Below are 26,623 nucleotides of genomic sequence, written 5' to 3' on the forward strand. Positions count from 1 at the left end.
CATGTTAACCGGAAAACAGAAACAATACCTGAAAAGTCTTGCTGTACAACTTCCTGCTTATGTGCAGATTGGTAAAGAAGGAATTACGGAGTCTGTCATTGACAGCGTTGAAGACGTATTACTGGCCAGAGAGCTTGTCAAGGTGAAAATTCATCAGAATTCTGATGAAAATATACGGGCTACCGCAGAACTCCTTGCTTCAAGGTTTGATTGCGAAATTGTACAGATTATAGGGCGCAATTGTGTACTGTTCAAACAGAAAGAAAAGAAGTCCCACTATGAACTCCCTTAATTCGAACATCCGAAAAGGCATTACCGGCAAAAAAAGGATTGTAATCAAGGTCGGTACCAGTTCCCTTACTTACAGCAATGGTAAGATTAATCTGCGTTTCATGGATCATCTGGCCAGGCAGATTTCCGATTTAAAGAACCGCGGTATTCAAGTCATATTGGTTACCTCAGGCGCTATCGGAGTAGGGTTTCCGGAACTGGGATTCAGGGAAAAACCCTCTTATCTGCCCTATAAGCAGGCTTCAGCTGCTGTCGGGCAGGGGATGCTTCTGAATATCTATGAGCATCTTTTCAGGGAATATGGGCATGTTGTAGGGCAGCTGCTTTTCACTAAAGGGGATGCGGTAAATTCCAAACGCTATCTGCATATGCGCGGAACCCTTTTATCTCTTCTGGAACTTGGCGCCGTGCCGATCGTCAATGAAAATGATGCTGTGACCGCAGACGAAATCAAAATTGGCGACAATGATACTCTTTCAGCCATTGTTGCAAGTATTGCAGAAGCGGATCTGCTTATCATTCTCTCGGATATAGAAGGACTTTATACTGCTGATCCGAGAAAAAATCCAGATGCCGAATTGATTCATGAGGTGCCTCAATTTACCCGGGAAATCTACCAGATTGCCGGTGGTGCCGGTTCCACCCAGGGAACCGGAGGAATGTATACAAAAATTCAGGCAGCGGAAATTTGTGTACGTTCAGGTATTGATATGGTTATTGCCAACAGCATCCTTCCTGAAGTAATTGAACGTATTATGGAAGGTGAAAATCTGGGAACATTCTTTAAAGGAGAAAATGTTCATCCCCAGCTCAAAAAGCGGGATATCATTATCGGAACTGCTGTTAAAGGTAAGATTTTTGTGGATCTGGGATGTCGTAATGCAATTCTAAAAAACGGATCCAGTCTGCTGGCTGTTGGTATAACAGGGACAGAAGGCTCCTTTTCTGAAGGCGATACTGTTTCTGTAACCTATAAAAATGAAGAGCTGGCAAGGGGACTTACTCACTACTGCAGTGATGATATTGAAATCATCAAAGGACTTCACACGGAGGATTTGAAATCGGCACTGGGGTATGAACCTCCCTATGATACTGTAATTCACAGGGATAATCTGCTGGTGATGAAATGAAATTTTCAGAAAAGCTGAAATGGATCATTTACTATTTTTCGGAATATCCCAAAGGCCGTTTTGAGATGATTCATATCCTGCAGCTTTTTATTCTATTGATCATATGTATTCTCATAGCGGAAGCGGTGGTTTATGTATGCTTAAACGGATAGGAATTTTCGGGGGATCTTTTAATCCTCTGCATATTGGCCACCTTGTAATTGCTGAATCCGCCTGGCAGGAATTTGAACTTGAAAAAGTTATTTTTGTTCCTTCCGGCGATACGCCCAACAAGGATATGCATAACATCAATAAATTCCTTCGATATGATATGGTTTACACTGCCATTAAAGACAATCCCCGGTTTGAGATTTCTCCCATTGAACGGGATCGGAGCGGACCGTCGTATACTGTAGATACGATTCACCTTCTTCGGAATATTATGGGCAGCGGCTATGAATTCTATTTTATATGCGGCACCGATGCACTCGCCGATCTGCCTACCTGGAAATATAACAGGGAACTCCTGTCCTGCTGTCATTTTATTTGTGCCAGCCGTCCGGGATATGAGGAAAAACTAAAACGCTCCGTTTCGTATTTTGGTGAATTGGGTCGAGAAAAAATTCATTTTCTGCGAATCCCTGAATTGGAAATATCATCGACTATTCTTCGTGAATCACTGGCAAACAATAAATCGGTAAGATATTTTATCCCTGATAAAGTCATTCAGTTTATAAAGAAATATCATCTTTATGAAGGTTAAAACCATGAAACTTGAAAATATCCAGAAAGATTTAAAAAACATCCTGTCAGGCAAACGGTTCCATCACTCGGAAGGGGTTGCCCGGACAGCCTTCCATTTGGCAGAAAAATATGGGGCCAATCCGGATAAGGCCTTTCTGGCAGGATGGGTCCATGACTGTGCCAAGGAGTTTTCATTGCAGGAGATGCAGCAAATCGCCTGCGAAAACCATTTATCTGCGGACTCTATTCTGCTTTCCAGCCGGGCACTGCTTCATGGTCCCGTTGGAAGCATTCTGGCAGAGGAAAAATATGGCATACATGATGAAGAAATCAAAAGTGCCATCTACTATCATACGACAGGTCACGCCGACATGTCCCTGCTTGAAAAAATAATTTTCCTGGCAGACTATATAGAACCATCCAGAGATTTTCCGGGAGTGGAAAAACTCAGACAGCTTGCAGAGAAAGATCTTGACAGAGCATTACTGGCTGCCTATGATTCAACAATAGCCCACTTACTTGATCAGGGGGCCTATATTTATGATCTTACCTTTATTGGCAGGAATGATTTGATATTGAAACTCAAAGAGAAAACAAATGAGAAAAAATAAACACAGGAAAACCAGAATTCGTGTAAAGAAACTGATTTTCTGTATAATAACCTTGTTGATTATACTTGGCGTTCTTATTTTGGGAATCGGCAAAGGCGTATCCTTTATTCTTGCCAAAATTCATGATACAGATCAGCCACTTTGCTATTACCTGATCATAGGGACAGACGAAACATCAGGAAATGAAGCTGATTCCATTCTGCTGTCAGCCTGGAATGCCAAAGACAGAGAAATCACTTTCCTGTCCATTCCGCCCAATACAAAGCTATCAAGACAGGAAAAGACAAATCAGCTGATTAAATCTACTTATACAGAAGGAGGAGCTGAAGAAACCAGGAGCGCTGTGGAAAATCTTCTCCATATACGGATAAACAAGTATGCGGTTCTCAACTATGCCGACTTTCAGAGATATATCGATAAGGCCGGCGGTCTGAATTTATACGTCGAAAAAGATATGTCCCATCGTGATAAAAATGGTGAAGAGGACATTGCTATTCGTAAAGGCTATCAGGAACTGGATGGAACCGGTACACTGGGTTATGTCCGGTTTTTGGACGAAAAAGCCGGCGAAATTGATAGAATCCAGCGTCAGGAAAGGATTCTAAAAAAACTCGTCGAAACCATGCATGATAGATTTGCTATTTATAACTGGATAGCTGCAAGACTGATATGGTCGGCTTCAGAAACCGATATTACGCCTTCCGAAGCAGCTTCTATGGCTTATGCGGTTACCGGTTATCCCCCGGAAAATTTCAAATATGTAATCCTTCCTGGAGAAATCCAGAAAATCAACAAAGTCAATACATGGGTAGTTAATCCGGTAGAAGTTCAGAAAGCCATCGCACTCACTATCGGATCAGGTAATAATTCAAACTGAGGGAGATATTATGGAAAAAAACATAGAAATAATCTGTAAAGCTTTATCTGCCAAAAAAGGCGTTCGTATTCGTGTCCTCGACGTAAGAGACTTGACCAGTATAGCCGATCATTTTATTCTTGCTTCCACAAGAAACAAAAAGCAATCCCAGGCAGCTGCTGATGAAGTGGAAGAAAAACTGGCGCAAGAGGGGATTCATGCCCTCCGGAAAGAAGGATACAGGGAAGGTGACTGGATTCTTCTTGATTTTGGAGATGTAATCGTTCATATCTTTACCGATGAAGAACGACGCAGATATGATTTTGATACACTCTGGCAGGAGGCGCCTGCTGCTGAATATCATGATATTGGAGAAATCAATGAATAGTGAAGAACCTAATGGATTAGGCCCTCTGCATCTTAAAGAAAACTCCATCGCAGAGCTGACAGTTTCCAGAGAAACATCATTTGGAGTTTTTCTAGATGCTGGTACCGGCAAATCTTCCGATGATATCCTGCTTCATAATGGACAGCAGACAAAACATCTTGAAGAGGGGGAAAAAGTAAAGGTATTTCTCTATCATGATCCCAGACACCGCCTTACTGCCAGTATGCATCTGCCACAGATTCCTGTCGGCGGTATTGGGTATGCCCCTGTTATGCTTACAACGAGATTTGGCGCATTCGTTGATGTGGGAACTGAACGAGGAATTTTCCTTCCCTTTTCACAAATGGAAGAAAACGTAACTGTAGGACAGAATATCTGGGTAAAGCTGTATATCGACAAAACCGGACGACTGGCAGTTACAACAAAAGTTAATGAGGAAATTCGCAGAATCAGCCTTCCTGCCACAGGAGTCAAAATTGGTGATATCATTGAAGGCACCGTCTATAACAAGACCGGACAGGGAATTTTCTTTATTACAAGAGAAAGATGGATCGGATTTATTCATTATGATGAAATCCATGAATACATTCCCCTGGGAGCCAGTGTAAAAGGCCGGATTACCTACATACGAAAAGATGGACATCTGAATATATCCCTGCGTCCCGTGAAAGAAAAATCCATGGAAGGGGATATGAAAAAATTACTCGATTATATGGAACATCACAATGGAACGATGCCTTTTACGGATAAATCAGATCCGGACCTCATCAAATCAGCTTTGGGTCTGAGCAAGTCCTCCTTCAAGAGAGCAATCGGTCATCTTCTTAAACTTGGACTGATTACAATGAGTGAAGGGAAAATAAATAAGGTTTAAAGCCAAATAGAAATGCCCTATGGAAATCCATAGGGCATTTTATATATTAGAATGATTATCCGAATTACATATGCCGGTATAACCCGATTACTTTACCACGGATAATTACATCCTTTGAAATAATTGGCTGATACGCATCATTTTCAGGCTGAAGGCGAATGTGGTCCTTTTCTTTATAGAAACGTTTAACTGTAGCATCATCATTACCAACAAGGGCGACAACTATATCTCCATTCTGGGCATGATCCTGCTCAGATACAATCAGGTAATCACCTTCCATGATTCCGGCGTTAATCATGCTGTCCCCACGAACAACAAGGATATAACAATTGTTATCACTGCCAATCAAATCGGATGGCAGCGGGAAAACAGATTCCAGGTGCTCATCGGCCACAAGGGGTTCACCGGCACGGACAGCACCAATCATGGGCATGGGAATCATCTTTTTGTGACGCCAGGACATATCATTAACCACTTCAATGGCCCTGGAGCTGGCAGGATCTCTCTTGATTACGCCGAGTTCTTCCAGCCGTGCCAGATAACCATGAACAGTGGAAGTAGAGCGAAGCCCAACAGCAGTGCATATTTCACGGACTGTAGGAGGGAAGCCATCCTCATAAATCTTCTTTCGTATAAACTCGAGAATGCTTTTTTCACGGGTTGTCAGTTCCCGGTTTTTTCCCAATCTTTTAGCTGCCATTTTGGGGTATCCCTTTCTTGAAATTAAATAATCCGGCCCTTAAAAACCTGATTTTTATCATGAAAAATGAATAAGACTACATCTTTTTAGCCTTATTATACATGATACAGCAATTAAATTCAAACAGTAGTTCATGGAATAAATGATAGGCGATTGAATATTCTACAAAACATATGGTTTGTAGAACTTTAAAGAAATTTAATTTTATGTTCTATTGTACGAATCTTTGTTTTGTTATAATATAATCATGTCAAAAGAAATAATGTTCGCGGAATAATCGTTTTGAAAAATAATCTTCGGTGAAAACATATTCGAAGAAACTGATTCATTTATGATAAAAGGAGGACTGCTTATTATGAAAAAGATAATTGTCCTGATGATTGGAGTTGTACTGCTTTGTGGTTGGGGCGTAAACGCTTCCGTTGCAGGAAATTCTGTTCAATATGAAACCGTAACACTGACCACAAACGATACTTTATGGGATATTGCATCAAAACGCGTAGGGAAAAACGAAGATATACGAGAATATATTTACAATGTACAGCAGTTTAACCATATTACGAATCCTGGTCAACTTGAACCCGGCATGATCATTAAACTGCCCATCAAATAAAAAATAAAGAAAACAAATGTCCATTCCAGAATCATGGAATGGACATTTGTTTTCTTTATAGAGCTGCTTTTCGCAGTTCCTAGAGAATAGGTCGTAATCCTGCCAGATCAGTTATTACGTGTATATTGATCAAGATACAGAACAAAATTTCTTATAAGCGTCTGGAACCCCAAAAGAAAATTTGTTCGTCATTATCTGGAGCTTCCAAAAATCTTGTCGATTGGATTATTTGTAAACAAGTCAGCTTCGTTAATATAACGGCGTACCATCTCTACAGAATGATGCCGCGTCTGCTTCATGATGAGACGTTCCTCTACGCCTTTTAAAGCAGCATAAGTGGCAAAACCGTGGCGAAGGCTGTGCGCACCATAAAAATCGGGATCCAGCCCGATAGAGGCTGCATATTTCTTAACAATGAGATTGATGCTTTTATCACTAAGCCGCCTTGATGAAACCTTTCCATTTTTTAAGAAGCTACGGAAAAGCGGGCCGGATTGAATGCCTGAAACCTGAATCCAGTTATGAATGGCCCCTATGCAGTCCATAGATTCATCATGAATATATGGTATACCGATTTGCTGTCCCTCAGACGTCTGGTCAGTTTTGGAATGACGGATCGTCACGACAATACCCTGCGGATACTTTTTTAAATCTTCCACATCCAGACCCGAGAGCTCACTTCTCCGGAAAGCCCCCATAAAGCCAAGAAGAAGAATCGCCTTATCCCTCATATGAACAGGGGAGGACAAATCCATATGGGAAATTATTTCCTCAATTTCCTCCCAGTAAATAGGAGTCTTACCTTTCTGCATGCTTCCCTTAAGGCGGGTCAGACCGATAAGCGCTTCCTTTACAATCCACGCCCGGCAGGGGTTGTTATCCCTTTCATCAGAGGCATTGTAATTTTCCGATATGGCACTTATCCTTCTTCGAATCGTGGCAGCTTTGGCAAAATCTGCCAGGTCATTGATATAGTTAACAACCGTCTCGGGACTGGCTGGATAAGAAGACTTATGATGATATCTGCACCAATCGCAAAAATCATTCCAGTCAGACTCATAAGCATTAATCGTATTTTTCGATTTCGTCACAGCCAATGCATTCAGGCTTTTATCCGATAAGCCGGAAGATATGTTTTTTTCTACAAAATTCCTGAGGAAAAAATGATTATCCACAATAATTCCTGCCTTTATAAGTGAAATTCAATCCTTACAGATACAATTTCGTTGATTTAGTAATATACATTAGTTCCGATAATTTAATGTTATCGGAACTAATGCTTAAAATAATTATATCATGGTATTGAAGCCCTTTCAATTCACTTAAATGCAGATCCTGCAATCCCTTAAAAGCTATATCAATTTTAAAGGAAATTTTGAATACAAATCCCTGTCAGAATATGAAATCATACAAATTGTTTCGTGGAATATTTCTGTTATTTTATCAATTCATAATCAAAATTATTTAGTGCTATTACGATAAATCATATCTATCAGCCAAAGCCAATTATAAAGAGCATCCGGTCTTAAAAACCAGATGCTCTTTTACGTAAATTTAAATTATTGAATCAGATTATTTCTTTGTAAAAGCGTATAATTTCCCCGTTACCCGTTCTACTTCTGCATACATCTTTTCGATATCTATAGTCAAAAGTTCTTTATGTTCCATGACTGGTTTACCATTGATAATAACCGTGTCCACATCCATGGAGTTTCCTGCGTACACAGCAAGAGAAATACTGTCAAAACGTGGATGCCAGTGGAATCCGCTCCTGTCGACAAGAATAATATCAGCCAGATATCCCTCTTTCAAAATGCCGAGGTCTTTGTACCCCAGACACTTTGCACCGTCTTCTGTGGCCATTTTAAGGGCTTCTTTGGCAGTTATTGCAAAAGGATCATAGTCAGCTGCTTTATGAATTAAAGCAGCCAGGCGCATTTCGGCAAACATATCCAGCTTATTGTTGCTGGATGCCCCATCGGTACCAATGCCAACAGTAATTCCGGCTTTTCGCATTTTGGGAACCGGAGCCACACCGGATGCCAGTTTCAGATTGGAAGCCGGGTTATGAGCCACGCAGACGTGTTTTTCTTTCATAATCTGAATGTCATCATCGGTAACATGAACACAGTGCGCTGCCAGGGTGGGCTGATCAAAAAGGCCAAGAGAATTCATAAGGGCAATCGGGGTCATGTGATATTCTTTCAGAAAATTTTCTACTTCCCCTTTTGTTTCCGAAAGATGAATGTGAATGGGCATATTGTATTTCGTTGCCACATCTCTTACTTTTTTGATATAGTCTGGCGGGCAGGTATAGGGTGCATGAGGCCCCATCATAACCTTGAAACGTCCATCCCCTGCTCCATTCCAATTCTTGAAAAGTTCGACATTTTCGTCAATCCCCTTCTGTCCATTTGGTCCAAGACCAGCGAGGCCGCGGGCAAGGTTGCCGCGGATTCCGGATTGATCGGCTGCTCTGGCACAGGCATCCATGAACATATACATATCACAGAAGGCCGTTGTGCCGCCGCGAATCATTTCCGCAAAAGCAAGCATGCTGCCCCAGTACACGATATCATCATCCAGGTGGTCTTCAGCAGGCCAGATTTTATTCTGCAGCCAGTCCATGAGGGCCATATCATCTGCATAGCTGCGGAAAAGCGTCATTGCTACATGGGTATGAGTATTTACCAGACCCGGCATGGCCAGCATGTCATGACCGTCAATGATTTCGTCATAATCTGCCTCTATGGGAGTATCCGGAAAGGATTTGATATATTTCCCGTCTATTGCGATATTCTTATGTTCCTCGACCTTGCCATCCAGGCAGATTCCCACATTTTTAATTAAAATAGACATATTATAACCTCCGTCAATCAAGTCCAAGATATTTTCTCTGTTCTTCTGTCAAAGTATCAATTTCATACCCCATGGATGCAAGTTTAATGGATGCCACTTTTGTATCCAGTTCATGAGGCAGTGTATATACTTTGGCTTCCATATCTTTGCCATGCTGAAGGAGATAACGGGCAGCCAGACTCTGCATGGCAAAAGAAAGATCCATAATTTCAGCCGGATGACCATCACCGGCTGCCAGATTCACCAGGCGCCCTTCGGCAAGGAGGAACACGGTTTTACCATTTGGAAGCACATAGCCTTCAATATTTTTGCGCGCCTCGAATTTGCTGGTACAGATTCGTTCCAGGTCCTTGCGGCTGACTTCGCAATCGAAATGACCTGCGTTGGCACAAATAGCGCCATCTTTCATTTTGAGGAAATGTCTTTCGGTAACAATATTGATATCGCCGGTAACGGTAAGGAAATAATCCCCCAGCCTGGCAGCTTCATCCATGGGCATAACTTCAAAGCCATCCATGACTGCTTCAATGGCTTTAATAGGATCAACTTCGGTGACAATGACATGAGCGCCAAGTCCTTTGGCACGCATGGAAACACCTTTTCCGCACCAGCCATATCCTGCAATAACAACGGTTTTTCCGGTTACAGTCAGATTTGTACTGCGGATGATACCATCCCAGGCAGACTGCCCGGTACCATACCTGTTATCAAAAAGGTATTTGCAATAAGAATCATTGACAGCAATCATCGGGAATTTCAGCTCATGCTGTTTTTCGAGAATTTTCAGACGATATACACCGGTCGTGGTTTCTTCAGAACCTCCAATAAGATTCTTTCTGGCATCGATTCTGGACGTATGCAGAAGATGGACAAGATCACCGCCGTCGTCAATAATGATATCAGGCATATGATCCAGCGCTTTGTTCAGGAACATGGTATATTCTTCATCTGTGCAGCCGTGCCATGCGTAGACGGTTACCCCATTTTTGACAAGAGCAGCCGCAATGGGATCCTGGGTGGAAAGAGGATTACTGCCGGTACAGATTACATTGGCTCCTGCTGCCTTAAGGGTCAGGGCCAGATATGCGGTTTTCGCTTCCAGATGGATGGACATGACAATGGTTTTGCCTTTAAAGGTCTGATCTTTTATGTATTCTTCTCGCAGCGTGTTCAGTGCGGGCATATACTTGGCAACCCAGCGGATACGCTGCTCCCCGTTATCTGCCAGTGAAATATCTCTGATTAAGGATTCAGTCATAATTATAAACTCCTTTCAAATTGTTTTATCGCATCTTCAAAGGGCGGCCTGAGCACCCCCTTTTCGGTAATAATTCCCGTAATTAATGAGTGCGGTGTTACATCAAAGGCCGGATTAAAAACAGGTATATTCTCAGGCGCTGCATAGCAGTTTCCATATTTCCTGACCTCATCCGGGTCTCGCTCTTCTATATCGATTTCATCTCCGGAAGAAATAGAAAAATCAAAAGTGGAAAATGGTGCCGTTATGTAAAACGGGATATGATGATATGCGCAAAGTACGGCAAGACCATAGGTACCGACTTTATTTGCTGTATCGCCATTGGAAGCGATTCTGTCAGCACCGACGATGACCGCATCAATTTTTTTCTGTGCCATTACCCAGGCAGCCATATTATCCGTAATGAGACGGCAGGGAATTTCATTCTGCATCAACTCTGTTCCGGTAAGTCGGGCCCCCTGGAGAAGGGGCCTTGTCTCATCTGCATAGACACATTCAATCCGGCCTTCCTCATGAAGGCGGTAAATAACACCAAAAGCAGTCCCAATACCGGCCGTAGCCAGGGCACCGGTATTGCAGTGGGTCAATATATTCAAATGAGTTCTGTCTTTAAAAAGTTCTGCACCGGAATCGGCCATTTTTTCGCATATTTTTCTGTCCTGAGCTTCTATTTCCTTAGCCCTGACAGTCAGGTTTTTCAGGGCATTTTTTTCATCGGTTCTGTCGAAAAGGGAAAGCATTTCACCTACTGCCCAGGACAGATTGACCGCAGTAGGCCGGGCACCGGCAAGGTATTTCCCGGCTTTATGAAATGCCTGTTTCAGTTCATCGCCGGTCAGATTCTCTTTCAATTCGTTCTGAAGGGCAAGAACCATGCCGTAAGCAGCCGCTACGCCTATAGCAGGAGCTCCCCGTACAGCCAGGCGCCGGATGGCATTTGCCGTTTCTTCCATTGTTTTGCAGTAGAGATAAGTAATAGTTTGTGGAAGTTTCGTCTGATCCAGAAGAATCAGGGTATCCTTGTCCCACTTCAGGGACCAAAGCTTGTTACTCATAATAAATGGAAACCTCCGAAATCTCTGGCGGCGTGGTGACAGTCGCAATCCGTATCAGGATCATAGGTTTTAGACAGAATGGTAATGATCTTTTTAAAGCTTTCCAGATTATGATTCATGCAATCTACCACTTCTTTATGAGAAAGGGCAGTTTTCGAAATACCTGCTGCAAAATTGGTAACCATGGAAATTGTGGAATAACAGATTTCTGCCTCTCTGGCAAGTACGCATTCAGGAAGGTTTGTCATCCCAACCACGTCGGCCCCCCACTGACGATATGCCCTGATTTCAGCCGGTGTTTCAAAACGGGGTCCTTCTGTACAGATATAGGTTCCATGGGGATGGAGAGTAATATGTTCACTTTCAGCTGCCCGGATAATGGCCTTTCGAAGGGTTTCACAGTAAGGATGCGTCATATCGAGATGCGCTACGCCATAGTGCTCCCCATCGTAGAATGTTCCATCCCGCGATTTTGTCATATCGATAAACTGGTCAATCAGGACAAGTTCCCCCGCTTTATATTCGGGATTCAATGAACCTACTGCCGTTGTAGACACGACAGCCTTGACATCAAGCATTTTCAGGGCATAGATATTGGCCCTGTAATTGATTTTGTGCGGCGGAATGGTATGATGAATTCCATGGCGCGCAAGGAATATAATTTCTTTATCGCCAAATTTTCCGGATTCATAAATGGCCTGCCCAAAAGGTGTGTCAATAATTTCGGAATGAAGATCTGTCAGGATCCCGGGGTCATAGACGCCTGTACCGCCAATAAAGGCTAATTTACTCATTATACGTTTCCTCCTTTTTTCTCCTGAAACCATTTTTTCAAAGTTTCACGGGAAATATGATATTTCTTTCCGCAATAATGACAAACGACCTCAATTTTCTCATCATCCAGGAGACTTTGCTGTTCATCCACAGGCAGGCCCAGTAATGAATTTTTTATCCTGTCCTCACTGCATGTACAGCGATAGGAAATATCTGCTTTTCCCAAAAGAATATAGTCTTCTTTCCGGAGGAGGCCGGTCAACGAATGATCCCCTTCTCCCCAAAGATCCAGCTTTTCACCTGTTTCAAACAATTTATGGAATAGTTCTTTATTTCCTTCCGGCATGAGCTGGGCAATAAACCCGGAACATCTACTAATGTGCCCCGTTTTATCCAGTTTTGTTTCGATTTCAACATGGGACAGCGTTTGATCAGAAGCGTTGATGTATTCGGAAATACATTCTGCTACGTCCCCCTTTGAAAGGTTGACGGCAGAAACATAAGGCTGTTTTAACAGGGAATATCTTGTCACGAATAATTTCCCGCTGCAGGAAACAAAATCGCTTTCCTTGTCAGGAGAATAATCCGGCAGGCTGCATTCCGGATGATCCGGGAATCCTCGTACATATCTTCCTTCATAAGCATCACTGTGGATGGTCCCCAGTGGTGAACCGGTGACCCATTTTAGGGAAACACCTTCATGATTTTTGAAATCCATAGCAAGAATAGCAGATGCAGTAAGAATCTTACCCATAATTACAGCAGCCATTGACTGCAGCTGATGGATGTCCTGCGCTTCCCTTGCCGCATCTGATACGTCAGCCAGAGTAATACGAATGCCATCGGTGCTCAGGTAATGTTCTATTGAATTTAATACAGGCATATCCTGTTTCCTTTCCTTAAAGATACCAAACAAAATGAAAGTATTTCCAATCTATCAAAGATAGTAGTTTGTTCTGAAAAGCTTTTCAGAGTATGTAAAAATTAATCTTAATAAAGCCTGTTTAAGAAGCCTATATCATTGTAACACTTCAGGAAATAAAAAGTAAAAATTACCGGGGATTATACAATTAAATGAATCTGGTCTGGATTGAAATATTTACTCAAAAAAGCGGCTGGTGCCGCTTTTTTATAGAATAATCAGATTTTTAAATGACTGATGGCAGAAGCCCTGTCGGGGCTTCCAAAAACGGAAGAACCCGCGACAAGTATATCGGCACCGGCGTCTCTCAGAAGAGGTGCATTTTTTTCATTTACCCCTCCATCCACCTCTATCAATATGTCTTTCCCCAGAGATGATATCCGCCTTTTCAAACGACTGATTTTATCAAGAGAATATGGAATGAACTTCTGTCCGCCAAAACCAGGATTCACAGACATAATCAGCACAAAATCAAGAAGCGGGAGAATTTCATCAAGCGTGGAGAGTGAGGTACCTGGATTCAGGGCTGCACCGGCCTTTATCCCACGGTCCCTGATATTATGAATCATCCGATCAGCATGTTGTACTGCTTCCACATGAAAGGAAACCATGGCCGCCCTGCATTCTTGCAGACCATCCAGATAATCCTCCGGATAATCGACCATGAGATGAACATCAAAAGGAAGGTTTGTCTTCTTCCTAAGTGCTTTAATCACAGGAACCCCAAAAGAAAGGTTTGGAACGAAATGACCATCCATCACGTCGAGGTGAAGATAGTCAGCACCACCTGTTTCAATATCCCTGACTTCCTCAGCCAGTCTGGAAAAATCTGCTGCTAATAATGATGGCGCAATTTTCATGACTTACCTCCTGCGAGTTGTTTTTAATTCTTCCAATATGCGTTTATAAGAATCGTAACGTTCCTTTTGAATCCTTCCTGTTTCCAAAGCATGGCGTACCGCACAGTCCGGTTCCTGATCATGAAGGCAGTTATTGAATCTGCAGTTACCAAGATAAGGGCGAAAGTCCCTGAAAAGGAAAGAGAGTTCCTGAGTATCGATCGTCTCAATGTCTAAATGTGTATAACCGGGAGTATCCATAAGGTAGTATCCCTGCGAGGATTGAACAAGTTCTGCGTGTCTTGTCGTATTCTTTCCGCGGCCTGTCTGGCGGCTGATTTCACCGGAGATGAAATAATCTATGCCGAGGAGATCATTCAAAAGACTTGATTTTCCCACTCCCGATGGTCCTGAAAATGCGATAACCGGACCGGAAAGATAATCGCGCATCTCTGTGATGCCGGAGTAATTCTTCAATGATACCGTGCAGGCCTGATAGCCGGCAGTTTGATAATATTTTACTGCCTTTTCTGCTCCATCTGCATCGAGATCTGATTTGCTTATGATAATGAGAGGTTCTATACCTGCATTTTCAGAGAGAACAACCATCTTGTCCATAAGGAAATAATTCAGATCGGGAGTACGGATGGAACAAACGAGAGCAAGCTGATCGATATTGGCAACCGGAGGCCGATGCAGAAAAGATTTTCTTGGATATACATGAGTGATGACGGCTTCAGAACCTTTGTCGGTTTCAAATTCTACATAATCCCCTACCAGAATATTGGTTTTACGTTTGAGCGTACCCCTGGAGCGGCAGAGGCTGACCTTACCTTCTTCACCGGAAATAGTAAAGTAACCATTCTGATTTTTAAGAATGATACCCTTCATAAATCATAACTCCCGATCCTGCACGACGGAGCCATCAATCACGACTTGCACATGTACGGTACCGTTTCCGGAAACATCTTTGCTGACAGTACTGCCCGGGGCAGCTTTGCCTTTGTAGACGGTTCTCTTTCCACCGTCATCAGAAACATAAATTTCCACCTGTCTTGCGTTTCCACCTTTAGGTATGGAAATATTAACGGTTCCGGACTTGGCCTGAGGCTTCTTCTTGCCTCCTATCGTGAGATTAACCACATTGTTCGAACTGGACTCACCGCCGGCCGGATCCTGGGATACAACAAGTGCACTGCTGTCATCGGCTGTTACTCCGTCTGTTGAATGAATAGTGCCGACGGATAATTTCATAGTAAGCAGCGTTTTTCTGGCATCTGCCAAAGTCATTCCAACTACATTTGGAATACTGATTTTCTGCTTCATATTGACTGTAATATTGACTCTTGTTCCTTTAGCGGCCTTGGAACCGGGTTCCGGACTTTGAGAAATGATAATTTCAGATGGTTTATCCGGATCATTTCCATTTTCAATGGCTCCTAAAGAAAGTCCCAGTTTGTCAAGACGCTCTTTTGCCTGTTCAAGAGTAAGCCCTTTCAAATCCGGTATAAGAATGGAAGCACCGCCCTTGCTGACAGTAAGGTGAATGATTCTTTTGGCTTTTACATTAGTTCCCGCTGATGGTGTCTGAGAAATAACCTGGCCGGAAGGAACATCATCGCTGGCAATTTCATCGACGGAAACTTTCAGGTCCATCTTTTTCAGTGTTGTTTCAGCCACTTCTACAGGTTTACCGACAACATTGGGGACAGAGATATCTTCTGAACTCCAGAAATTACCAAAACTGAAAAATGCCCATGCGAAACAAACGATGAATAGAATAACCATTCCAATCCAAATGTATTTTTGAGGCAGATTGGTAATAAACGTGGTAAAACGGCTCTCTTTGACCGGCTCTTTCCTGTGTATGGCTTTCTGTGGAATCGGGCGGGTCATTGCTGTGAAATCATGAGACGCCGGCTTATACATGGTCGTAGTAAATCCCTGTGCTATTTTCAGTTCCGATACGAAATCAGAAACCGAGTCATATCGTTTATCCGGATCTTTCTGGAGAGCTGTCAGCAGGCATTCTTCCAGCATGGGAGAAATAGCGGGGTTATATTTGGTTGGACGCGATATATCCCCCTGCATGTGCTGCAGAGCAATGCTGACAGCCGTTTCTCCTTCGAAAGGAAGATGGTGTGTCAGCATTTCATATAAGACAATGCCGAGAGAATAGATGTCTGTTTTTTCGGTTATTTTGTCTCCGGCGGCCTGTTCCGGAGAAAGGTAATGGACCGAGCCCAGTATGGACTCTTTGTCCATGACCGTAGAGGAGTTAATAGCCCTGGCAATACCGAAATCAGTGACTTTAACTTTACCGTTTTTAGTCAATAGAACATTATGCGGCTTAACATCACAGTGGATAATACCATTCGCATGGGCCTCTTCGAGGGCGTAACCTATTTCGATTGCAATACGGACCGCAGTATCAATAGGAATATTGGGATGATTCAGAATATACTGTTTAAGGGTCTCCCCTTCCACATATTCCATTACGATATAGTGAATATCATCATCACAGCCGACATCGTAGATACCAACAATATTGGGGTGGGATAATTTTCCGGCAGATTGCGCTTCATGGCGGAATCGTACAATGAAATCATTGTCCTCTACAAAATTTCCATGAAGAATTTTGACTGCCACTATCCGATCAAGGAGAATATCCCTGGCTTTATAAACATCCGCCATACCGCCTGACCCGATTTTTTCCATGAGTTCATAGCGTTCATCAAGAATCTTACCAGCCATAATTTACTCCACTGTATTCCAATACTGAACCAAAATAAGAGAAGCATTGTCTCTGGCACCCGCCAGATATACCTGGTTCATGATCTCTTTTCCTAAAATTTCCAGCTGATTCCTGTCTTTACGGGGGTTGGAACGTACCATCTCTTCCAGCTGGGAATCATCAAGCATACCGCTGACACCATCCGAGCACATCAGAACCATCGTGCCATCAGACAGTGTAAAATGACCGGTATCGATTTTAAGCTTTCTTTCTATGCCTACAGCCCGGGTAATTTCATTTTTCCGTGGATGAACCCGCATTTGCTCTTTTGTCAATTTACCTTCTTTGACCAGTTCCATGACAAATGAATGATCTGTAGTAATTTGCGTCATAACACCATCAGTATATTGATAAAGACGGCTGTCCCCTACATGTGCCCAAAACAGGCAATTGTCCTTTATCAGGGAAGCAAGGAGCGTAGTTCCCATTGATTTAAGGGCGGGATTATCCAGTTTTTTCAAAAGGACAGATTCATTGGCCGCCAGGAATGCCTGTTTCAAAAGATCTTCCTGCGCAGCAGCAGTATCCAGATTTTTAAGGAAATCACCTACTGTCTCCACGGAAAGAGTGCTTGCAATCTGACCACCTTCATAGCCGCCCATTCCATCAGCCAGAATAAAAAGGTTGTCAACGCTAAGGTTGATTGCATCCTCGTTAGCCTTTCGGACAAGGCCCTTTTGGGAATCGCCATAGTATAGTATCATATGAGCCTTTCCAAATTGAAAATAATTTTCACACCTTATTGGGGAATAAAGAAAGATATGACTTCTAATAAACTAATACTATCATCAACGGTAGAGATAGTCAATTTAGGGCATCTGACAGAAATATAATTTTCAATGGAGTGGGTAAAAGATATTAAAATTCTGCATGATATAATAATCAGTTCCCAAATAAATCATCTATTAAATCCTGGAATGGAGACTGATTACTTATTTGCCATATATCTCCGCTTTAATTGACCGCAGGCAGCCTGAATTTCATCCCCCATTTGTTTCCTGACAGTTGTGCTTTTTCCATGCTTTTCTAAAAGAGACTGAAAGTCACGAATTTCATTTGGGGTTGGCGGAAAGAGCTGAATATGTTCGGTACCATTGATGGGAATCAAATTAAAATGACAATTCATTTTTCCGACAAGCCGGCAAAGTTCTTCTGCATTTTCTATGGAAGCGTTAATATTCCTGATCAGGATATATTCAAAAGTGACTCTCCGGCCAGTCGTTTTGAAGTAATAGCCCGCTGCCTTGATGACATCTTCAATCTTGAAATGACGGCTGACAGGAAGTATTTCATTTCGTATACGATCATTGGGAGCATGAAGAGAAATAGCGAGGGTAATCGGTAATTTTTCATCGGCCAGCCTGTAAATCTGTGGAACAATACCACAGGTAGACAGAGTAATATTTCTAAAACTGATATTTAACAGGCCGGGATCATTACAAAGATGAATAAAACGAAGAACTTCCTCGTAATTAGTCAGTGGTTCACCGGAACCCATAAGGACGATGGAATGGACCGGTATATCCATGATTTCTTTAAAAGCATACACCTGAGCAAGGATTTCACCGGCAGTCAGATTTCTTTCAAGCCCGTTTCTGGTGGAGGCACAGAAGATGCATCCCATGGAACAACCGACCTGGGTGGAAACGCAGATTGAATTTCCGTAATTATGATGCATGCAGACCGTTTCAATGAGAGAACCATCTGCCAGCTTTAAAAGGATTTTCGTCGTATTTCCATCATTCGACTGAATAGAACTCATAATAACCGGCTTCTCAAGGATGGTCTCCGATTTTATGGAGGCTCTCATAGTTTCAGGAAGCTGCTTCATGGCATCTATATCAAATATATGCCGCTTATAAAGATAATCCTGAATCTGTTTTGCCCTGAAGCGAGGAAAATTCTGGTCAAGTACCCATTTCTCCATTTCCGGAAGGGTGTGTCCCCATAAGTTAAAAGGCATATTTACTCCTTCTCCAGTCTGGCTATAAAAAATCCATCACTGTTCATTTCAAATGGCAAGAGTGTGACCATGCCATTCCTTGAATGCCTGTATCCCTGCAGCATGAAATCAGAAGGATGAAAATCGGGATGTCTTTTCAGGAAATCCGAAATCTGCCCTTCATTTTCTGACGAATTTAATGTGCAGGTGCTGTAAACAAGAACCCCACCCCGTTTTACATAATCAGCTGCGCAGTCAAGAAGTTTTCTCTGCAATGGCGGGAAATCGTCCAGCCCTTCCACAGTCCTGCGCCAGCGGATTTCCAGCTTATGGCCAAGGACTCCCAGCCCTGAGCAGGGAGCATCGAGCAGGACTTTATCATACGTCCCCTTCAACGCAGGAAATGGCAGAGATGAATCTCTTGCCCCGGGATGAATGATAGTAATACCAAGTTTTTCTGCATTTTTCTTTAATAGAGAAATTTTATGAGGATAAAGGTCCCATGCATCAATGGAGCCTTTATTCTTCATAAGAGCTGCAAGCTGGGTTGTCTTGCTCCCGGGAGCAGCGCACATGTCAAGGATTCGTTCTCCCGGCTGAGGATCAAGAACCCGGGCCGGAATCATGGATGAAATAGACTGTACATACCCCAGGCCTTCCGCTACGAATTTCCAGATATTATGGATACCATCGGTAATAACAAGAGCATCATCTGCAAAGGGGGATTTCTGCACTGCAATATGAGAGGCTTCAAGTTTTTCAATCATCTGATCCGCAGTAATTTTAAGTGTATTCACGCGAATCACAAACCGGGGAATTTCATTAAATGAATCGAATATGCGGGTGGTCATATCTTTCCCGAATTCTTCCTGCCATCTTTGTACCAGCCATTCAGGCTCATTCCAGTAGAGAGAATCATGAAGAAGAGGAGCATTCTCCCGGCTTGGCATCACGATTTCTTCTTTTTGGCGGAGATAGTTTCTAAGGATTCCGTTAATAAATCCCACATTTCCCCGGTGCGTCACTTTCTTTGCAATTTTCACACATTCATTGACTGCAGCCGATTCAGGAATTCTGGTGAGATAAATCAGCTGATAGAGTCCCAGGCAGATCAGAATCCGCACCGAAGGATGAAGCTTATTCACTGTAACCTTACTGATACGGGAAATAATCCAGATAAGGTAATTATATCTTCGAAGGACACCATAAGTCAGTTCCGTTAGAAGATGGACTTCCTCATTGATCAGGGGATATGTCTTCAGTATGTGCTGCAAAGTGATATTGGCGTAGGCTCCCTTTTCAAGTACATCATATAAAGCCTGATAGGCGAGCTTTCTTGCTGAAGGATTAGGCATCGAATTTGTCATTCGCTTTCACCTGATGTCCATTAATAAAATCAGATGCTTTCATTTTCTTATGATTTTCCGGCTGGATTTCAGTAATACAAATCAATCCATGGCCGCAGGCTGCGGAAATCATTCCGCCCTCTACCGATACGATCGTTCCCGGCTCTTTCCCGGATTCTTTCATTTCTGGGAAGGCGGAATGGATTTTGAGCCGTTTTCCATGATAAAAAGTATAGGTACCGGGATTGGGATACATACCGCGAATCAGGCAGTCAATCTGGGCGGCCGGTTTTGTCCAGTCGATGTGTCCCATTTCCTTGGTCACTTTTTCTGCATAAGTCGCTTCCGCATGATTCTGGATTTTTGAATTAGCCAATGCTTCCGGAAGATTACTCAAGACTGATTTCAGTTCATCTGCGCCGATTTCAGAAAGACTGTCAAACAGCTCTCCCGCCGTCATATGGGCGGGTATCGGGAATTCACGGATAGAAACGATATTGCCGGTATCCATGCCCGCATCAAGCCGCATAATGGTTACGCCTGTTTTCTTTTCCCCATCTATAATGACCCTTTGCACAGGAGCAGCTCCCCTGTATTTCGGCAGAATGGATGCATGTACATTTACAGCGCCATAACGCGGAATATCAAGTACTGCCTGAGGAAGAATCTTTCCATAGGCAATGACAATGATGAGATCCGGATTCAACTGACGGATTTCTTCCTGTGCTTCCTGCGTTTTTAATGTCAATGGCTGATATACAGGAATATGATGTTCCAGGGCAAAAGTTTTAACCGGCGAAAAGATAATCTTTTTACCGCGGCCGTTAACCTTGTCCGGCTGGGTATAAACAGCCACCGGCGCCAGTCCTTCATCACAGAGCATTTTAAGGGATGGGAGAGCAAAGTCAGGGGTCCCCATGAAAATAATACGATAATTATTCTTCATCATTCTTAGGTCCTTTGTGGAGTGAAACTGCTTTTTCAATAAAAAGGATTCCGTTCAGATGATCGGTTTCATGCTGGATACAACGGGCAAGAAGGCCATCTGCTTTTTTCGTTTTCTTTTTTCCATGGATATCCTGATAATGAACAATCACGCTGTCATAACGTTCTACTTCTCCATAATAATCAGGAACGGAAAGGCAGCCTTCCGTATCCATATTTTTCTTGTCTCCATCCGGTTTCCATTCCGGGTTAATATAAGCTTCAAAACCGGAAATCCCATCATCCGCAACAAATAAACGCTTTGAAACAGCAATCTGTGGTGCTGCCAGACCTACACCATTGGCTTCATACAACGTTTTTTTCATGTCATTCACAAGAAACTTAAGTTTTTTGTCAAATACAGTAACCGGTTCGGCTACTTTTTTCAGCAGAGGATTGCCTGCGGTAATAATTGTACTCAAAATAAAATTCCTTCTTTCTATCAGATAAATCATTAAAAAATCAAAAGGATTATAATGGATCTACGTCTATTATTATATCATTTTCACGGAAAATATCGGAAAGCCGCATGGCGTTTTTAAGCTGCGACAAAGCGGGGCCCTTTATGAGGATAGAAATATAAAATAAATTCCTGACCCTCCTGATCGGTTCAAAAAAGGGGGCTGTGGCATGAACCGGTTCCTGCATCTGAGGAATAATCTTCATCAGCCATGAATAAATACGGGAAGCCTGGGACAGAGCCTTTTTCTCATTTTCATTGAAGCAGGTGATTTTCATGAGTTTCACAAATGGCGGAAAATGCATCAGATGACGGAATCTGATTTCCTGACGATAAAAAGAATCATAATCCTGCTGAGCAGCCGTACGTATAACAAAGTGTTCAGGATTGTAAGTCTGAAGTATGACTCTCCCCTGCTCCCTGCTGCGCCCTGCCCTTCCGGCACACTGGGTAATCAGGTTAAATGTCTGTTCTGCCGCCAGATAAGATGGGATATTTAAAATGCTGTCAGCGGAAAGTATCCCCACCGTCTGCACGCCGGGAATATTATGTCCTTTTGCCACCATCTGGGTGCCAAGAAGAATATCAAATTCCCCATTTCTAAAATCATCCAGTATTTCTCTGGCACTGTTCTTTCGCCTTGTACTGTCAAGATCAAAGCGGCGAAGTCTTCCTTCAGGAAGTAATGATGCCAGTTCCTCCTCAACACGCTCCGTACCTGCGCCAAGGTATAAAATTTTATGGCTGTGACATTTCGGGCATTCCTTCGGAACAGGATGAACAGTTTCACAATAGTGGCATTTCAACTGATGGCTTTCTTTGTGATATACCAGAGACACATCACAATTGGGACACTTAAACACATGACCGCAGGAGGCGCACATGAGGCTCGTTGAAAAGCCTCGCCGGTTCAGAAGAAGAATGGCTTTCTGATGATTAGCCAGTGTTTCATGAAGAAGTTCTGCCAAAGGGCCCGATATCATTCCTTCCGGGTCGACCGGCGGAGTTTCTCTCATATCACAAACCCTTATTTCAGGCAGTTTCGTCTTAAACACACGGCTTTTCATTTCAATCAGATCAATTTTTCCCTGCCTTGCCGCATAAAAGGTGGCAATCGAAGGAGTCGCCGCGCCAAGAACAATGGGGCACTGATAAATAGTAGCCATTACTTTGGCCACATCGCGGCCATTGTAACGGGGAGTCTCCCCCTGCTTGTAGGAGGTGTCATATTCTTCATCTACTACAATAAGTTTCAGATTATGAAAAGGAAGAAAAATAGCGGACCTGGATCCTATAATAATGGTGCTTTCCCCATTCAAAACCCTCATCCGGTTGTTATATCGTTCTCCCTTGCTGAGGTTACTGTGCATGAAAACAACTTTATCCCCAAATACAGAAGCAAAATAAGAGGTCATCTGGTGGGTTAAAGCAATTTCGGGGACAAGAATAAGCGCCGATCCCCCCTTTTTTAAGGCGTATTCCGCAGCACGGAGGTATACTTCCGTTTTGCCGCTGCCGGTAACCCCCTTTAGCAGTATACCTTTGTATGCTTCTTTATCTATACTTTTACAGATATACTGAATAGCAGCCTGCTGTTCTCCTGTCAGAGTTCTTGTATCATCCTTTCCATCACGATCCACCAGGGAATAAGTTTTTTTACGCCTGTAAACAAGATGCCCGAATTCATTCAGACAGAATGCACGAATCACAGTAGATGAAAACCCCAGCTTTTTGGCTTTTTCAAGGGAAAGAGGTCCATTATCAGCAAGTACATCCCAAAGGGCGGCCTGTTTCCTGTTCCTTTTTCTTTCCATTTCATCCGGTTCACGAAGAGGAGCAATCCATTGTTCCAAAGGTTCTTTATGGGTGGAACTGATCTTTTCCTTTCTTATAAGCCAGCCGCAATTGACATAATCCGGAATATGATTTCCAAATAATCTTTTAGCGTCCCTGTCGTCCAGAAGGCTCACTGTCCTGTCGACCATCCCACTGATTTCGCAGTTTTCCGGAACCACGTCCCAGTTAATCACATAGTATAACTCCGTCCGTACGGCTTTTTTATCAATATAAAATAAACGGAGCGCATCGATCAGCGTACACATATAATAATTGGAAATCCAGTGCGCCGTCCGAATCATTTCTGGAGTAAACCAGGGAAATGAGTCTGTAAGGGAATCTATATCAAGAATTTTATAAGTCTGACTTCCCGCATCTTCTTCATGGACTGAAAGGATAATCCCCTCTTCTTTCCGATGCGCAAAAGGAACGATACAGCGGAATCCCGGCACAACATTTTTCATATCTGCAGGGATGCGGTAGGAAAAAGTTCTGTTCAAATGTTTGGAAGGACGATTAATCAGTACTTCTGCAATAATCTCGGTCATTCAGGATTTCCTCCCAACATAAAAATAATGGACAGCGTCAATGCTATCCATTATTTTATCATATTTATTAAACTAATCCTATCTTGCCAAAATTACAGGCCGGCCTGTTTTCTGAGAGCATCTGCCTTATCTGTATGTTCCCAGGGGAGATCTACATCGGTTCTGCCAAAATGACCATAAGCAGCGGTCTGTTTGTATATTGGTCTGCGGAGGTTCAGCATATCGATAATGCCTGCCGGGCGAAGTTCAAAATTCTTTCGGATCAGTTCTACAATAGCTTCATCGTCAATTTTACCTGTATTAAAGGTATTAACGTAAATAGAAACAGGCTGAGCAACACCAATTGCATAAGCAAGTTCGATTTCACATTTATCCGCAATACCTGCAGCCACGATATTCTTTGCAACATACCGGGCTGCATAGGCTGCGGAGCGGTCAACTTTCGTCGGGTCCTTTCCGGAGAAGCATCCGCCGCCATGACGGGCCATTCCACCATATGTGTCGACAATAATCTTTCTTCCGGTCAGTACGGCATCACCCTGCGGCCCCCCAATCACGAAACGTCCGGTAGGATTAATAAAGTACCTGGTATCTGCATCAAGGAATTCAGCCGGGATAATCTCTTTAATCACATGCTCAATCATATCTTTTTCAATCTGTTCATGAGTTGCTTCCGGGTTATGCTGAGCTGAAATAACTACGGTATCCACGCGGCATGGTTTTCCATCCACATATTCCACGGTAACCTGGGTTTTTCCATCAGGACGAAGATAAGGAATTTCTCCGGATTTTCTGACTTCGGCCAGACGACGGGCCAGCCGGTGAGCAAGGGCAATCGGCAGGGGCAGGTATTCCGGTGTTTCATTGGAAGCGTAGCCAAACATCATGCCCTGATCTCCCGCACCGATATCGTACTTGTCAGCTTTGTTTTCTTTTGCTTCCAGAGACTGGTTAACACCCATGGCAATATCAGGGGACTGTTCATCGATGGCCACGTTGATGGCAACGCTTTCACTGTCAAACCCAAAACGGGCATCCGTATAACCGATATCCTTTATGGTTTTTCTAATTACTCTTGGGATCTGAACATTTGCCGTTGTTGTAATCTCTCCAAATACATGAACCTGACCGGTTGTTACGATGGTTTCGCAGGCAACGCGGCCATTTGGATCCTGTTCAAGAATAGCATCAAGAATAGAATCTGAAATCTGATCGGCAATTTTATCAGGATGACCTTCGGTAACAGATTCCGATGTAAATAAAACCTTCTTAGACATTAAAAATCCTCCTCACTTAAACACACAAAATAAAAACTCTCCACACAGGGAGAGCCTATCCTCTCATCTGCCAGCTGAATGCTGATTGGAATTAGCACCGGTTCTTTTACGGAATGGTTGCTGCAGCGTCCCTGGGCCAAATCCCTCAGCTGCTCTTGATGAGTTTTATTCACTTGAGATATATTATAGCGTTATTGGCATGATTTAGCAACAGCTAACAAATATTTTTCCAAGGCATCGTAAAGGAAATAAACGCCGACGCTAAATAAAACATATTGAATATCATGGAAATGAAAAAGGTGCCGGGCTTATCAAAGCCAAACGGCACCGGATTGATTATCTGAGTCCTTCTGCTATTTTTTCTACAATGATATGTCCCAATTCCTCTTTTGTCATTTTGGGATACTGTTCCATGGTTCCATCTTTATATAACAGAGAAGCAATGTTGGTTGGAACATTGAACCCGGCTCCCGGCATGGCGACATCATTAGCCACCAGCATATCCAGGTTCTTTCTCTTCAATTTTTCTTTACCATGTTCGATGACATCATTTGTTTCTGCGGCAAACCCCACAAGAAATTGATTTTTCTTTTTTTGTCCCAAGCCAAAGAGAATATCCGGATTCTGGGTCAGTTCAATCGTCAGGGAATCATGCGCTTCTTTTTTTATCTTCTGAGTTGCCTGTACTTTGGGACGATAATCTGAAACTGCCGCAGCCATAACGGCAGCGTCACAGGTATCAAAACAGGAATTCATAGCCTTGTCCAGTTCACGGGCATCATGAACATAGATGATATTGACTCCTGCCGGTACAGGAAGTGCCGTGGTACAGCTAACCAGAGTAACATCAGCGTCTTCCATGGCCGCTGCTCTGGCGATGGCATAGCCCATCCGCCCGCTGGACCGGTTACTGATGTAACGGACCGGGTCAATATTTTCCTGTGTTCCCCCGGCACTGATGATAATCTTTTTACCTTTAAGAAGACCTTTTCCATAAAGGCATTTCTCAATGGCATCAAATATGGTTTCCAGTTTTGGGAAACGTCCTTTGCCGGTAGTATTACAAGCAAGATGTCCGGATTCCGGTTCCACGAATTCATAGCCAAATTTCTTAAGCCTTTCAATATTTTCCTGAACAATCGGGTTTTCATACATATTGGTATTCATGGACGGTACAAAGAGTACTTTGGCCTTTGTTGCCATGATAGTAGTAGAAAGCATGTCATCTGCAATGCCGTTCGCCACTTTTCCAATTATATCGGCTGTGGCCGGTGCAACTACGAAAAGATCTGCCAGTTTTGCCAAGGCAATATGTTCCACATCCCATTTATTGATATTGGCAAACATATCTACAGTTACATCATTGCCTGAAAGTTCTCCAAAAGTAATGGGTGTGACCAGTTTAGCAGCGTGCTCAGTCATAATGCAGTGAACATCAGCCCCCCGCTGACGAAGCTGGCTCACCAGTCCGGCGGCTTTAAATGCCGCAATACCACCGCAGATTCCTACTACAATATGTCGATTTTCTAACATTTGAAATCCT

General features: G+C 43.0%; 26 protein-coding genes and 1 riboswitch. Of the genes, 8 read left to right on the forward strand and 18 right to left on the reverse strand.

The window, feature by feature from the left end:
- Nucleotide 1: 1 nt before the first annotated feature.
- The 7 genes from yhbY to VZT47_RS00535 all read left to right on the forward strand — a co-directional run bounded on the left by yhbY (nt 2) and on the right by VZT47_RS00535 (nt 4,873).
- The gene (yhbY, locus tag VZT47_RS00505; protein ID WP_330223015.1) at nt 2-292 is read left to right on the forward strand and encodes a ribosome assembly RNA-binding protein YhbY; all 291 of its coding nucleotides are present in this window, start codon (nt 2-4) and stop codon (nt 290-292) included.
- Complete coding sequence (gene proB / locus VZT47_RS00510; RefSeq protein ID WP_330223016.1) at nt 279-1,421, forward strand: glutamate 5-kinase; 1,143 nt, start codon at nt 279-281, stop codon at nt 1,419-1,421. Before yhbY ends, proB begins: the two co-directional genes overlap by 14 nt.
- A gap of 136 nt (nt 1,422-1,557) precedes the next feature.
- Nucleotides 1,558-2,163, forward strand: coding sequence for a nicotinate-nucleotide adenylyltransferase (gene nadD, locus VZT47_RS00515; protein ID WP_330223017.1), 606 nt, complete (start codon nt 1,558-1,560; stop codon nt 2,161-2,163).
- A 4-nt stretch (nt 2,164-2,167) separates the two neighbouring features.
- Nucleotides 2,168-2,755: a bis(5'-nucleosyl)-tetraphosphatase (symmetrical) YqeK gene (gene yqeK / locus VZT47_RS00520; RefSeq protein WP_330223018.1), complete on the forward strand. Its 588-nt coding sequence runs from the start codon at nt 2,168-2,170 to the stop codon at nt 2,753-2,755.
- Nucleotides 2,742-3,632 carry an LCP family protein gene (locus tag VZT47_RS00525; RefSeq protein ID WP_330223019.1) on the forward strand — a complete coding sequence of 297 codons (891 nt, stop codon included), beginning with the start codon at nt 2,742-2,744 and terminating at the stop codon, nt 3,630-3,632. Before yqeK ends, VZT47_RS00525 begins: the two co-directional genes overlap by 14 nt.
- A 10-nt stretch (nt 3,633-3,642) precedes the next feature.
- A complete protein-coding gene (gene rsfS / locus VZT47_RS00530; RefSeq protein ID WP_330223020.1) occupies nt 3,643-3,999 on the forward strand; it encodes a ribosome silencing factor in 357 nt (118 codons plus the stop codon).
- Nucleotides 3,992-4,873 (forward strand): CvfB family protein, encoded by an 882-nt coding sequence (locus VZT47_RS00535; protein WP_330223021.1) that lies wholly within the window; start codon nt 3,992-3,994, stop codon nt 4,871-4,873. The genes rsfS and VZT47_RS00535 overlap by 8 nt, the downstream gene beginning before the upstream one ends.
- Before the next feature lie 64 nt (nt 4,874-4,937).
- Here VZT47_RS00535 and lexA read toward each other — a convergent pair whose 3' ends face one another.
- Nucleotides 4,938-5,573: a transcriptional repressor LexA gene (gene lexA / locus VZT47_RS00540; protein WP_330223022.1), complete on the reverse strand. Its 636-nt coding sequence runs from the start codon at nt 5,571-5,573 to the stop codon at nt 4,938-4,940.
- Between the two features lie 355 nt (nt 5,574-5,928).
- Between lexA and VZT47_RS00545 the strand changes: the two genes are divergently transcribed.
- Nucleotides 5,929-6,186, forward strand: coding sequence for a LysM peptidoglycan-binding domain-containing protein (locus tag VZT47_RS00545; RefSeq protein WP_330223023.1), 258 nt, complete (start codon nt 5,929-5,931; stop codon nt 6,184-6,186).
- A gap of 191 nt (nt 6,187-6,377) precedes the next feature.
- Here the strand turns inward: VZT47_RS00545 and VZT47_RS00550 are convergent, their stop codons facing one another.
- From VZT47_RS00550 to coaBC, 17 genes are all read right to left on the reverse strand, one after another.
- A complete protein-coding gene (locus tag VZT47_RS00550; RefSeq protein WP_442877405.1) occupies nt 6,378-7,364 on the reverse strand; it encodes a site-specific integrase in 987 nt (328 codons plus the stop codon).
- A 394-nt stretch (nt 7,365-7,758) separates the two neighbouring features.
- On the reverse strand, nt 7,759-9,045 hold the full coding sequence (locus tag VZT47_RS00555; RefSeq protein ID WP_330223025.1) for an amidohydrolase: 1,287 nt from the start codon (nt 9,043-9,045) through the stop codon (nt 7,759-7,761).
- Between the two features lie 13 nt (nt 9,046-9,058).
- Entirely contained in the window at nt 9,059-10,303 is a 1,245-nt protein-coding gene (locus VZT47_RS00560) for an adenosylhomocysteinase (protein ID WP_330223026.1), read from the reverse strand.
- Nucleotides 10,304-10,305: 2 nt separating this feature from the next.
- Entirely contained in the window at nt 10,306-11,358 is a 1,053-nt protein-coding gene (mtnA, locus tag VZT47_RS00565) for an S-methyl-5-thioribose-1-phosphate isomerase (protein WP_330223027.1), read from the reverse strand.
- Nucleotides 11,355-12,152, reverse strand: coding sequence for an S-methyl-5'-thioadenosine phosphorylase (mtnP, locus tag VZT47_RS00570; RefSeq protein ID WP_330223028.1), 798 nt, complete (start codon nt 12,150-12,152; stop codon nt 11,355-11,357). Before mtnP ends, mtnA begins: the two co-directional genes overlap by 4 nt.
- Nucleotides 12,152-13,015, reverse strand: coding sequence for an Hsp33 family molecular chaperone HslO (locus tag VZT47_RS00575; RefSeq protein ID WP_330223029.1), 864 nt, complete (start codon nt 13,013-13,015; stop codon nt 12,152-12,154). The genes mtnP and VZT47_RS00575 overlap by 1 nt, the downstream gene beginning before the upstream one ends.
- Before the next feature lie 257 nt (nt 13,016-13,272).
- Complete coding sequence (rpe, locus tag VZT47_RS00580; protein WP_330223030.1) at nt 13,273-13,914, reverse strand: ribulose-phosphate 3-epimerase; 642 nt, start codon at nt 13,912-13,914, stop codon at nt 13,273-13,275.
- A 3-nt stretch (nt 13,915-13,917) separates the two neighbouring features.
- Nucleotides 13,918-14,784 carry a ribosome small subunit-dependent GTPase A gene (gene rsgA / locus VZT47_RS00585; protein WP_330223031.1) on the reverse strand — a complete coding sequence of 289 codons (867 nt, stop codon included), beginning with the start codon at nt 14,782-14,784 and terminating at the stop codon, nt 13,918-13,920.
- Between the two features lie 3 nt (nt 14,785-14,787).
- Entirely contained in the window at nt 14,788-16,647 is a 1,860-nt protein-coding gene (gene pknB, locus VZT47_RS00590) for a Stk1 family PASTA domain-containing Ser/Thr kinase (protein ID WP_330223032.1), read from the reverse strand.
- Nucleotides 16,648-16,650: 3 nt separating this feature from the next.
- The gene (locus tag VZT47_RS00595; RefSeq protein WP_330223033.1) at nt 16,651-17,391 is read right to left on the reverse strand and encodes a Stp1/IreP family PP2C-type Ser/Thr phosphatase; all 741 of its coding nucleotides are present in this window, start codon (nt 17,389-17,391) and stop codon (nt 16,651-16,653) included.
- A 224-nt stretch (nt 17,392-17,615) separates the two neighbouring features.
- Nucleotides 17,616-18,650, reverse strand: a complete 1,035-nt coding sequence (gene rlmN / locus VZT47_RS00600; RefSeq protein ID WP_330223034.1) for a 23S rRNA (adenine(2503)-C(2))-methyltransferase RlmN — start codon at nt 18,648-18,650, stop codon at nt 17,616-17,618.
- Nucleotides 18,651-18,652: 2 nt separating this feature from the next.
- Complete coding sequence (gene rsmB, locus VZT47_RS00605) at nt 18,653-19,996, reverse strand: 16S rRNA (cytosine(967)-C(5))-methyltransferase RsmB (RefSeq protein ID WP_330223035.1); 1,344 nt, start codon at nt 19,994-19,996, stop codon at nt 18,653-18,655.
- Nucleotides 19,977-20,921 carry a methionyl-tRNA formyltransferase gene (gene fmt, locus VZT47_RS00610; protein ID WP_330223161.1) on the reverse strand — a complete coding sequence of 315 codons (945 nt, stop codon included), beginning with the start codon at nt 20,919-20,921 and terminating at the stop codon, nt 19,977-19,979. Before fmt ends, rsmB begins: the two co-directional genes overlap by 20 nt.
- Nucleotides 20,911-21,414, reverse strand: a complete 504-nt coding sequence (def, locus tag VZT47_RS00615) for a peptide deformylase (protein ID WP_442877402.1) — start codon at nt 21,412-21,414, stop codon at nt 20,911-20,913. The genes fmt and def overlap by 11 nt, the downstream gene beginning before the upstream one ends.
- A gap of 16 nt (nt 21,415-21,430) precedes the next feature.
- Nucleotides 21,431-23,803 (reverse strand): replication restart helicase PriA, encoded by a 2,373-nt coding sequence (gene priA, locus VZT47_RS00620; RefSeq protein ID WP_330223037.1) that lies wholly within the window; start codon nt 23,801-23,803, stop codon nt 21,431-21,433.
- 92 nt (nt 23,804-23,895) lie between these two features.
- A complete protein-coding gene (metK, locus tag VZT47_RS00625) occupies nt 23,896-25,080 on the reverse strand; it encodes a methionine adenosyltransferase (RefSeq protein ID WP_330223038.1) in 1,185 nt (394 codons plus the stop codon).
- A gap of 60 nt (nt 25,081-25,140) precedes the next feature.
- A riboswitch (SAM riboswitch) is annotated at nt 25,141-25,245 on the reverse strand.
- A gap of 171 nt (nt 25,246-25,416) precedes the next feature.
- Nucleotides 25,417-26,613, reverse strand: coding sequence for a bifunctional phosphopantothenoylcysteine decarboxylase/phosphopantothenate--cysteine ligase CoaBC (gene coaBC / locus VZT47_RS00630; RefSeq protein WP_330223039.1), 1,197 nt, complete (start codon nt 26,611-26,613; stop codon nt 25,417-25,419).
- Nucleotides 26,614-26,623: the final 10 nt, after the last annotated feature.

The sequence above is a fragment of the Dialister sp. genome (assembly GCF_036343215.1).
GTDB lineage: Bacteria > Bacillota > Negativicutes > Veillonellales > Dialisteraceae > Dialister.